This is a genomic window from Meiothermus cerbereus DSM 11376 (assembly GCF_000620065.1).
Taxonomy (GTDB): domain Bacteria; phylum Deinococcota; class Deinococci; order Deinococcales; family Thermaceae; genus Meiothermus; species Meiothermus cerbereus.
In genome coordinates, this window is the sequence record NZ_JHVI01000031.1 from 25,154 (window position 1) to 36,111 (window position 10,958).

The window sequence follows — 10,958 nt, forward strand, 5'->3', positions numbered from 1 at the left end:
ACGTTGGTGCAAATATAGTGTGGCACGGGGTTTATGGCCCCCGCTTCAAGTGTGTGCTATCTGAACCAAACCGCCCGACCCGGCCTGCCTAAGCTCATGACAGGTGGTCAGCTTTGCAAACGCTTGCACACTCAAACCAGACCAAGTCCCACCCCATACGGGTGTCAAGGTGCAGGGGTACAGGGTTGACCGAGGCGGCTATGAAGACTGTTCTGCGGGATATTGAGGACAGTCGGAGCCTGAGAAGCAGTCCGGCTAAAGCGAAAGGGCTTTATTCCGCCGGACTCAATATCTCGTTCGAAAAGCTAAGTTCGGAGGTGATGATCCGTGATTCCCAATCTGGGCACCAAGGGAAACGGGGAGCCAGTGGTGCAACCGGCCGAACGCTATGGCGTTACTGCTGCGCACTGGATAGCCCCTATACAACAGAAGCTCCTTGGATTAGCACTGATGGTTCTGGCTGCAATAACCTTAACCGCGTGCTCATCGAATCAAAGTCAGGTAGGCATTGAAGTTACGCCTCAAGCCGTACCTTATGTGGGGGGGCAGGTAAATCTTAGCTGGAATATAGAGGGGGCCCAGTTTTATACGGTTCGTAGCGAGCCCCCGCTGCCCGACCTGCCCCTTATCACCACCAGCTCTTCTGTCAGCCTCCAGCTCGAGGGCAACCAGAGCCCCGACCCTAAAAGTTATCGGGTAATTATTGAGGCCAATACCCCCAAAGGCCTCGAGCGCCTCATCGTCAACCTGCGCGTAGAGGGCAGGTCGGTCTGCTCCAGCAGCATCAAATCGCAAGCGCAGCTTCCTGCGGCCAAATCGGTGCTAAAAGCGACAGGGTTGGGCCACTTTGACGTACCGCACGTGGCAGGACGCCTGATCGTCTATCACAAGAGCGGCTTAAGCCTGCAAAGCCAAATCGCCAGCGCCCAAAGCCTGGGGGCCCAGTGGGTGCGGGATCTGGGGGGTGGCTGGAACCTGTACCGCACCCAGCCCGGCCAAGAGGCTAAGGTGGCCCAAAGTCTGTATCAGCACGGGCTGGGCCAGTACGTGCAGCCCGAGTACCTCTACCAGCCCGACAGCCTGGCCGTGCCCCCCCATAACCGCAGCTACCAGCTAGAACAAGCGCCCCTGTTTAGGCTTATGAACCTTGAGCAGGCCTGGCAAAAGCTAGATGAAGTGAAACCGGGGTGCGATGCACCGGTAGTCGCCGTGGCCGACACCGGGTTTTATACCCAGCGGGGCGACCTGGCGCCCAATTTGACTCCCCAAAATAGCTGGTTGGACGTAGTGGGAGACGAGATCGAAAACCCCCGCCCCGTCCGAGGTGCAGTAGAACCAAAACCCGGCGCCGGCGCCAACCACGGAACCCAGGTGGCGAGCATCATCGCGGCCACCACCAACAACGGCTCGGCCCTGGCTGGCACTGCCTATAACCTGCTGCGCGTACTGCCTATCAAGGTTTTCGATGCCAAGCGGCAGGCCGGTACGCTGCAAGTGGCCCAGGCGCTGGAGTACGCCGCTGGGGCAACCCAAATCGCCGGGCAGGTTTTCATCAACCCCACCCCGGCTCAGGTTGTCAACTTATCGCTTTCCATCTCCAAACCGGGTTTCCGCGACCCCTACCTCGAGCAGGTACTCGAGCAGGTTACCCAGCAGGGTGTGGTGGTGGTGGCCTCGAGCGGCAACGCAGACCTGCCCTCGGTGGGCTACCCCGCATCCTCGCCTTACGTCATCGCAGTAGGCGCCACCGACATCAACCAAGCCCGGGCAAAATGGTTTAGCGGCTATGCATCCAACTATGGCGCCGAGCTCGAGTTTGTTGCCCCTGGCAGCGGTGTACCAGTAGCCTACGGGCCCAGCAAGGACGACTACGCCCTGGCCTATGGCACTTCCGCCTCTGCACCTTTCATCAGCAGCGCCATCGGCCTGTATCTCCTACAGCAGCAGCAGCTTGGCAAATCTCACACAGACCGGCTGACCCAGGTACGCAACTGCTTGAAAAGCGCTGGGCAAAACGCTTCGGCCTGGAACAGCCAAACCGGCTACGGCCTCGTGGACGTGGCCAAGGTGGTGGATCCCCACAACACCGCCTGTTTTCCTAAGGAGTAGCCATGATCTGCAACCCAGATCTACATCACAAGTTTGTGCTGCTGTTTGAGATCAAAAACGCCAGCCCGCTCGACCTGTCCTTTCTGAGCAGCCCCCACCAGCTCGCCCAGGATGTGCGCTATGGGCTGGTGTTCGATGAGGCGATCAGGGAAGCGCTAAACCTGTACTTTGAGAAAGAGTCGTTGCCCGTGCTCAGAAAGTGGCCGGTCATTGAGCAAGCCTACGCCGCAAAGGGGGCTAAGGCCCTGTGTGCAGGGTTTTACAACCTGCGGATGTTTGGCCTCGTCCACCCCGCAGGGCACACCCTGATTCCGGGCCCAGTTCGCTTTTCGCTGGCCCGCTCGGTTGATCCTATCTTCCCGCTCACCTCGGGCCGCAATGCAGCCTATGGGCTTTACCGCATGCACGGATACTACACCCCCACCGCCGGAAAGGAGAACGGTGTAAGCGCATCGGATTTGGAACAGCTCTGGAAAGGACTATCCAGCGTGTTTGCACCAGATACCTCGAGCTGGCCTATCGAAACATCCATGCGGGGCTTGTGGGTCTTTACCCACCAGGCCAAACGAGCCGAGCCTATCCCCTCCAGGGAATTGTTCAACCTGGTGCAAACCCCAGCCCTAAAATCTCAGGCCCAGAAATTTGAAGACTACTCCATCCAGGCTCCTCCCCCGGGCAGGCTCGAGGCCATGCCCAGCGTCTTTCTAACCCAGTTTGCGTGAGGTTCCAATGCCCATCAGGTCATGGTTTCGTTCAGGCTTTTGTCCGCTAGCGGTTGGACTGGCTATATGCGTTGTTCCGGTAGCGAGCTACCTACAGATTCAGAATCTAAATCAGGCTATTTCGGCTTACCGAGCTCAGACATCCAGGTAACTGCTTTGAAGGGGTTCTCCTATGAAACCTGGAGATCTTCCCAACACCAAACCCCTCTCTGGGAAAACCCGGCCCTATCAAGCCAAAAAGCCGCACAGGGGCCTGCTGGCTGTATCGCTGCTGGCAGCAGTGGCGGCGGTTCTGCTGCTCTGGCACCACTCCTTCCTGGCTTCGCCTCTGTGGATCTGGCTGGTGCTGGGCAGTACAGCTTTCCTCTCGTACAGGAGCAGGCAGGTTTGGCAGCAGCTGCTTTGGGGCCAGAAGGAAACCTCCAATCAGCTGGCCCTGCTGGTCAGCGCCTTGCAGGTGCTGTCGACCCTTCCCAGTCGCGATCAGGTGCTCAGGGCCATGCCCGAATTGCTCGAGCAGCAAGCAGAGCGCATCACGGTATGGCTGCCGCAAATAGACCGATTGCAGTTGTATTATTCCAGCACCCCGTCGGCAGCCAGTACCCTCGAGCAGAGCGTAGCTCAGCGGGCCTATGTGCAGGGTTCCATCGTGTATGAGGAGGAAACCGAAGGGTTTTCGCAGATGCCAAACACCCCCCGCAGGCCTCGCTGGCTACAGCGGGTGCTTGCCAGAATTACGCCCGGCCCAGGTAGACAAACCCCACCAGACCGGCAACCCCCCAGCCGTTGTATGGCCATTCCCCTCTTCGAGCACGATGAGGTTGCTGCTGTGGTATGCCTGAAGCGCCGCCGCGATTTTCAGCCTCGAGAACAGGTCTGCTTCGATCGCTTCGCCAAAACCGTAAGCAACCGCCTTACCTGGATTGCCGAGCAAGCAGAAGCCCGGCTGCTTCATCAGCTTTCCATTTCACTGGCCGCTGCTGGTTCGGTAAAGGAGCTTGCCGAGCGGGCACTGGTGCTGCTGGCCTCGGGCCTAAACGCACCACACGGCGTCATCTTGCAACAACAGGGCCAGCAGTTACGCACTTTAGCTCAATACCAGGCAGTGCAAACCCCGGGTGCAGCCTGGAGTCCCCCCACATCCGCCAGCGAGCGCCTGTTCTGGAAGGTTTACCATACCGGGCAAGCTGTTTTTGTGGACAACCTGGCCCAGGAGGGCAGCCCCCTAGCCGACCATCACGGGAGCCTCGCAGTTCATCCCATTACCTTGCCCAACATGCCTCGAGCCCGCGTACTGCTGGGCCTGGCCCACCCGCAACCCCACCGATGGAAACCTTCTGAACAAAACCTGCTGAACCTGGCCTGCCGCTCTATTAGCCTGGCGCTGGAGGGCGCCCTGGCCCGGCAACGCCTGGAAACCGTGCTCGATCTATCGCACCAGGCCGCCCTGGATAACTCAGAGAGCCTCTACCAGCAGGTGTTGAATTCGGCAGTGGAGCTCATTCCAGGTGCAGAAGCAGGCAGTCTGCTCGTGCGCCAGGGGGAGCGCTTCCACTTTAAGGCTGCGGTGGGCTACGACCTCGAGCACCTCAAAGACATCACCTTTACTGAGCAGAACCACCAGCAGTGGTACGGAGCCAACCTCGAGGGGTGGTATAGGGGCGAACCGCGCATCCTATCCAATGAATGGGCATCCATCGAGGCACACAGTGTTAAAAGCTCCTCGGCTGAGGCAGACCTGGCCGCTTATACCAGGCGTATCCAGTCCAACCTGGCCATTCCGGTGCTTTATCAAGGGCATGTGCTGGCCCTGCTCAATCTGGACAGCTTCCACGACACACGGGCCTTCGGCCAGGATTCTTTAGAGGTCGCTCGCTTTTTTGTTACCCCTGTGGCAACGCTGCTTCACCAGGCGCACACCCGTCAAAGCCTGGCAGAAGCAGCCCTGACCGATTCCTTGACGGGCCTTGCCAACCGTCGGGCCTTTAATGCCTTTTTCGACGAGGAATTGGCTTTGGCAAAGCGGTATCGGCATCCATTTTCGCTGCTGCTGATGGACCTGCAAGGCTTCAAAGCCATAAATGACCAGCTAGGGCATGCCCTGGGCGACGAAGCCCTGGTAAGGGTGGCCGAGGCCCTAAAAAGGACATGCCGCGAATCGGACGGCTTATTCCGCTTTGGCGGGGATGAGTTTGCCGCCGTATTGCCTTATGCCACAGAAGAACAAGCCCTTCATGCTGCCCAACGCTACGCCAGGGCCATCCAGGAAATCGGCATCAGAGGCTGTACCCTGGGGGTAAACATTGGCGTGGCCACTTACCCCCTGGATGGCTCCGACAAGGAAACTTTGCTGCGGATGGCAGATGAGCGCATGTATGCAGCAAAAGAGCGACGCCTCAGCGTTTTGCAGGAGCCCGGCTTTACGCTCGACAGGCCAGGTTGAGTTTGCAGTCCACGCTTGCATCGGTGGCACGAACCACATCATCGGCACAGCCAAAAACAATCACACTCCCAAACCAAGACTGGGTGTAGCCTTGAATAAGGGTGAGAGCAATGCGCTGGCACAAGCTATATAGCCGCTGGGTGTTGCAAAGGCATTTTCGCTTTGCAAAAGAACATCTGGGTGATTATTTTTTCGATGCCCTCACGGCTTATGCCCTGGGCCTGGGCAAGCTCGGCATCCTCGAGGCCAAGGAGGCCGCCTGGGCCTTGAGCGAGTTGCGCAAAGACCCCATTCCGGGCTTTAGCGGGCAGCTCGAGGACGTTTTTTTTACCATAGACTTCCACCTGCGCGAGCGCTTCGGTTCCGAGGTGGCCGGTGCGCTAAGGCGGGGCCTCTCGCGCAACGACCTCGACCTCACCGTCTTTCGCGCATATGCCTGCGAGCGGCTCTTGCGCATTTTGGCCGCTTTGTCCGACCTACGGCGGGAGCTGCTGGGCCTGGGCCAGAACCACCGCCAGACCCTCCTCACCGCCTATACCCACCACCGCCCGGCCCAGCCCACCACCCTGGGACACTACCTCACGGGAGTGGAAAACCTGCTCTCGCGCGATTATCAGCGCTTGCGCTCGGCTTTCCTGACCACCGACAAGTGCCCTTTGGGGGCCTCGACCCTGGCCGGCAGCCCCTACCCGGTAGACCGCAAAGCCCTGGCGCACTGGCTGGGTTTTGGCGGAACCCTCGAGCACACCTACGACGCCATTGCCGCAGGCGACTGGGCTTTAGAGATCGCCTATGCTCTGGCAGGCATGGCTACCAGTTTGTCGCGTCTGGTGGCCGACCTTCTGTTCTGGGCCGAACAGGGGGGGTTCCTGGTGGCCGAAAAAATCAGCCAGGGCTCTTCGATCATGCCGCAAAAGGTGAATCCGGTGGTTTTGGAGCACGTGCGCGGCTTCCTGGCCGAGCTGATGGGCGGCCCCACCACCCTGGGCCACCTCAACTACAGCACCCCCTTTGGCGACGTCAACGACCACGGCCCGGCGGTACTCGAGCCCCTGCACAGCCTGTTCTACGCTGCCGAGGGGGCCGTGGCGCTTCTGCGGGTGGCCTTGCAGGAGAGCCGCTTTGTGCCCGAGGTGCTGGCCCAGGGGCTGCACGACCGCAGCGTGCTGGCCTCCGAGCTGGTAGATGTGCTGGTTTCCCGCAAGCGTCTGCCGCTGGCCGAAGCCTACCCCAAGGTGCAGGGGATGCTGCGCGAGCTGAGCAGCAAAGGCCGCACCGTGGCCGAGCTGGGCCTGGACGACCTGCAAAGCCACCTGGGGTTTGGCGACCCCGAGCTGTTGCAGGCTTTAGAGCCCGAGCGCTTCCTGGCCCGGCGCAAAGTGCTGGGGGGGGCCGCCCCCGAGGCCCAGGCGGTCTACCTGGACTTCGCCCTGAACCGGCTAAAGCTCGAGCGCCTGGAGCTCAAAGAGCTCAAGCGTCGCCGCCGCAAGGCCTTGCGAACGCTGGCTCAAGAGCCTTTGAGCCTGCTGGCGCAGCCTGCCCAGGCCTCGACATAACGCACCAAGGTTTTCACACAACCCCGCATCCAAAGCCTGTAAGCCAGTGCTGGAAAGGATGGCCCCAAAATGACCAAAACCCATTGAGGGAGCTTCTCGATCTGGCCTATGGGCTACAATCTTGAGTATGCTCGCATTGAAGCGCAATCGACTCATCAAGCACAAACCCACTGCTGTGTAGGTGTACAGGAGGCGTATGCTCGAGACCCGTCTACAACCCCACCGTGAATACCTGCTGGCCCATATGCCCGGCCAGAAGATGTTTTTAGCCCTCAAGGTGCGCCCCGAGGCCCAAGCCGCCAGCGCCCGCCCCCAGCTCGCTATCGCTTTTGTGGTAGACACCTCCGGCTCGATGCGCGAGGTGGTGACCGAGCCCACCCAGCGCACCGGGCAGAGCGTGCGGGTAGACGGCAGGGAGTACGAGGTGGTGCGCGGGGCCAAGAGCAAGATGGATCTGGTGGTGGAGGCGCTGCAAAGCCTGCTCAATAGCCGCCAGCTCGAGCCCACCGACCGCCTGGCCCTGATCAAGTTCGACGACCACGCGGGCGTGGTGCAGCCCTTTACCGACGCCGCCCACAAAGCCCGCTTGATGGCCGCCGTAGAGCAGCTGCCGCAGTTTTCCGGCGGAACCCACATGGGCGCGGGCATGCTGGAGGGCATGAAGCAACTGCAAAAAGAGTCGGGCAGCCGCCGCATGATTCTGCTGACCGACGGACAGGCTTTCGACGAGCCGCTGGTGGAAGAGGCCGCAGCGCAACTGGCCGAGGCCCACATCCCGGTAACGGCCATTGGCGTGGGCGACGACTGGAACGACGACCTCCTGATGGCCATTACCGACCGCACCCAGGGCAGGCCCTTCCACATCGTGCCGGACACCCAGAACCCCATGCCGCCCAGCCTGAAGGCCAGCGAGCTGCCCCAGGCCATTCTGGGCGAGCTGGAAAGTGCAGCCAGCGAGGTCATCACCGACATTGGCTTGTCCGTCCGAACAGTTAAGGACGTAACCCTGGATAGGGTGACGCGGGTGTATCCCACCCAAGCCGAAGTGGAACAAAAAACGCCCTACCCCCTGGGCAACGCGGCCAAGGGCGACTGGACGGTATTTATCCTCGAGTTTACCCTGCCGGCCCGCCCCCCTGCGCGCATCCGCCTGGCCCAGTTAGGTCTGACCTACCAGGTGCCGGGCCAGGGCTACCGGGGCGAGGTTCCCCCCATGGACGTGGTGGTGGAGTTCACCACCGACGAGGCCCTGGCCGCCCGCATCGACCCCGAGGTGATGCAGTGGGTGCAGCAACGCAACATCGAGATGCTGGTCAAGCAAGCCACCCAAGAGGCCCGCACCGACCCCGCCAAGGCTGCCAAGACACTGGAACTGGCCCGCAACCTGACCGTCAAGCTGGGCAACAGCGCCATGACCCGCGCCCTCGACCAGGCCGTGGGCGAGCTCAAGAGCAGCAAGACCATCAGCCTCGGCACCGCCAAGACCATCAAGATTGGGGCCAAAACCCAGGTGCTCAAGCAGGGGCCCGGCGGGGGCGACCTGCCCTCCGACGAAGAGATTCGCAAGATCACCGGCGCCTGAGGATGGAACGCTGCCCCTACTGCGCCTCGTCCATTCCCCCCGGTGCAGCCACCTGTCCGGCCTGCGGCATGGGCGTGGATGTGCACGGGGCCCATCACCTGCCGGTGGGCACCCGGCTCAAGGGGGGGCGCTACACCCTGGGCAAGGTGCTGGGGCAGGGCGGGTTCGGCATCACCTACCTGGGGGCCGACACCCAGGAAAACCGCCCTGTAGCCATAAAGGAACTCTTCCCCGAAGGCTCCACCCGCAGGCCCCAGACCCGTCAGGTGGTGCCCCCCACCAGCCTCTCGGGGGCTGGTTTCGCCGAGACCATGGAGAAGTTCGAGGACGAGGCCCGGGTGCTGAGCCAGTTCAACCATCCGGGCATCGTGCGGGTCTTCGATATTTTTGAGGAAAACGGCACCGCCTATCTGGTGATGGAGTTCCTGAAGGGCCAGACCCTGGGCAAGCGCATCGAGAAACAGGGCAAACTGCCCGCCCGCGAGGTGCAGGACATCGCCCTCAAGCTGCTGGACGCCCTGGAAGTGGTGCACAAAGCGGGCATGCTGCACCGCGACATCAAGCCCGATAACGTCTTCTTGCACCAGGATGGCCGGGTGGTGCTGATTGACTTTGGCTCGGCCCGGCAGTTTGCCCAGGGCAAAACCCAAAAACACACCCGGCTGGTCACGCCCGGCTACGCGCCGCTGGAACAGTATGGCACCGCGGGCAAGTTTGGCCCCTACACCGACCTCTACGCGCTGGGGGCCACGCTGTACCACGCGCTGATGGGGGTGGTACCCCCCGCCGCCACCGACCGGGTGCAGAGCAACCAACCCCTGCGACTGCCGCGCGAAACCCCCGATGGCCTCGAGCAGGCCGTCAACCGGGCCCTGGAGATTCGGGTGGATCGGCGGCCCCAGAGCGTGGCCGAGTTTCGGGCCATTCTGCTGGGCCAGCGCCAGCCCGCCCCCACCCCCGCTACCGGTAGCCTTTCGATCCGGGTCAGCCCGCCCCAGACCGCGGTGCGGCTGAAAGGCCCCAATAACTTTCAGCGAGTGGTGCGGGGCAATACCGACCTGGATGGTCTCCCCCTGGGCAGCTATACCCTGTATGCCGACGCACCCGGCTACCAACCCCAGCAGGTCAGGGTAGAGCTCAAAGCCGGGAGCCGCCTCGAGGCCCGCTTTACCCTGGTCCCCCTTAGGCGTCCGGCCCCGACCCCTGCGCCCCCACCCCAGCCCGCCCCCAGGCCCGTTCCACCCCCCCGACCCTCGCCCAACCCCACGCCCAGCCCGGCACCCAATCCAAACCCCGCTCCCCAAAGAGCTGCTCGTCACGACCTCTGGCTCAACTTGTTGACGCTAGCGGCCTCGGCATCCCTGTTTTATCTGCTCTACGAAGTACGTCCAACCACCCTGCAGACGCTTCTGCAGCCCCTAGATGACCGGCTGCAACGCGACTTCCACACCTGGGTGCCAGGCTACTCCGAAATTTTCCCCTGGCTGCGGGCAGGGCTTTACACCGCTACCGCGCTGGGCGTCTTTTACATCCTGAGCTTCCTGGTAACGCAGCTTGGCTGGCTGTTGCCGTTGCTGGTGCTGGGGGGTGCGGGGGTGCTTTATAACAGGAACCAGATCACGCTCGAGCAAGGGGCCCTGGCCGCAGCCCTTCTGGGGGGCGTGTACCTGGGGGTGTTGCTGCTGGAACGTTTTAGCTTCCCCCTGGCGGTGCTCCTGGGCCTGGTGGCAGCTTTTCGCTGGGCCGACCCCGCCCAGGGGGAAACCCTCGAGCCCGGCGGCCTGGCCGTGGCGGTGCTTATTCTATGTTTAGGTGGTATCGTTCGCTTGACCCGCGAACGAGGCAGAAAGGAGCGTAGTCCATGATGGTGTGCAAGGTATGCGGAAGCGAGAATCCCGATGGAACCCAGTACTGCGAAAGCTGTGGGGTCGAACTCACCCCAGGCCAGTCTCCCGAGCCCGTAATTACCGAGACCCCGGCCACACCCTCATCAGCGCCGGTTGAACCCGCCCCTCACCCGGAGGCCCTCCCGAGCACCCCCGAACCCAGCCCCGCCCCACCCCCTGCCCCCCTCTTCCGCCCGGCCCGGCTGGTCTTCAAGCGCTATGGCGCCCTCACCAACGAGAGCATTCCCCTGCAAGGCCCGCGCCTGGTGGTGGGGCGCTTTGATGCCTCGACCGGCCCGGTGGAGATTGACCTGGCCGGGGCGCCGGGGGCCGAGAATATCTCGCGCCGCCACGCCGAGCTGTTTTTCGAGGGGGTCTGGAAGGTGCGCGACCTGGGCTCTACCAATGGGGTCTTCATCAAGCGGGCCGGCGAGGAGGCTTACTCCCCCCGCCTGGTGGAGCCCGCCGAACTCCGGGATGGCGACGAGATTGCCTTTGGCAACGTCACGCTGGTCTTCCAGGAGGGTTAGTCATGCCGGGCCAGAACCCCGACGAAGAGGAACTGCAGGAAATTTTGCAGGCCGAGGCCGAGGGCATGACCCACGCCGACATGGGCCTGCCGCCGGAGGAGGAGCTGCCGCCCCCTGGCGTTCAAACATC

The 10,958-nt window shown here is 62.1% G+C and carries 7 protein-coding genes and 1 riboswitch; all 7 genes read left to right on the top strand.

Annotated elements, in window-relative coordinates; genetic code table 11:
• Window positions 1–304: 304 nt before the first annotated feature.
• A riboswitch (cyclic di-GMP riboswitch) is annotated at window positions 305–390 on the top strand.
• 147 nt (window positions 391–537) lie between these two features.
• The 7 genes from Q355_RS0111555 to Q355_RS0111585 all read left to right on the top strand — a co-directional run bounded on the left by Q355_RS0111555 (window position 538) and on the right by Q355_RS0111585 (window position 10,828).
• A complete protein-coding gene (locus Q355_RS0111555; protein WP_169735546.1) occupies window positions 538–2,109 on the top strand; it encodes a S8 family peptidase in 1,572 nt (523 codons plus the stop codon).
• Window positions 2,110–2,111: 2 nt separating this feature from the next.
• A complete protein-coding gene (locus Q355_RS0111560; protein ID WP_027877952.1) occupies window positions 2,112–2,831 on the top strand; it encodes a type I CRISPR-associated protein Cas7 in 720 nt (239 codons plus the stop codon).
• Between the two features lie 172 nt (window positions 2,832–3,003).
• Window positions 3,004–5,274, top strand: a complete 2,271-nt coding sequence (locus Q355_RS15795; RefSeq protein ID WP_051529403.1) for a sensor domain-containing diguanylate cyclase — start codon at window positions 3,004–3,006, stop codon at window positions 5,272–5,274.
• A gap of 110 nt (window positions 5,275–5,384) precedes the next feature.
• Entirely contained in the window at window positions 5,385–6,830 is a 1,446-nt protein-coding gene (locus Q355_RS0111570; RefSeq protein WP_027877953.1) for an argininosuccinate lyase, read from the top strand.
• A gap of 196 nt (window positions 6,831–7,026) precedes the next feature.
• Entirely contained in the window at window positions 7,027–8,412 is a 1,386-nt protein-coding gene (locus Q355_RS0111575; RefSeq protein WP_027877954.1) for a vWA domain-containing protein, read from the top strand.
• 2 nt (window positions 8,413–8,414) lie between these two features.
• Window positions 8,415–10,277 (top strand): serine/threonine protein kinase, encoded by a 1,863-nt coding sequence (locus Q355_RS17235; protein WP_051529404.1) that lies wholly within the window; start codon window positions 8,415–8,417, stop codon window positions 10,275–10,277.
• The gene (locus tag Q355_RS0111585) at window positions 10,274–10,828 is read left to right on the top strand and encodes an FHA domain-containing protein (RefSeq protein WP_027877955.1); all 555 of its coding nucleotides are present in this window, start codon (window positions 10,274–10,276) and stop codon (window positions 10,826–10,828) included. Before Q355_RS17235 ends, Q355_RS0111585 begins: the two co-directional genes overlap by 4 nt.
• Window positions 10,829–10,958 lie beyond the last annotated feature (130 nt).

Bases quoted from the DNA above. Each gene is read 5' to 3' on its own strand.
- Q355_RS17235 (WP_051529404.1), top strand. From the start codon at position 8,415: ATGGAACGCTGCCCCTACTGCGCCTCGTCCATTCCCCCCGGTGCAGCC.
- Q355_RS0111575 (WP_027877954.1), top strand. From the start codon at position 7,027: ATGCTCGAGACCCGTCTACAACCCCACCGTGAATACCTGCTGGCCCAT.
- Q355_RS0111585 (WP_027877955.1), top strand. From the start codon at position 10,274: ATGATGGTGTGCAAGGTATGCGGAAGCGAGAATCCCGATGGAACCCAG.
- Q355_RS0111570 (WP_027877953.1), top strand. From the start codon at position 5,385: ATGCGCTGGCACAAGCTATATAGCCGCTGGGTGTTGCAAAGGCATTTT.
- Q355_RS15795 (WP_051529403.1), top strand. From the start codon at position 3,004: ATGAAACCTGGAGATCTTCCCAACACCAAACCCCTCTCTGGGAAAACC.
- Q355_RS0111560 (WP_027877952.1), top strand. From the start codon at position 2,112: ATGATCTGCAACCCAGATCTACATCACAAGTTTGTGCTGCTGTTTGAG.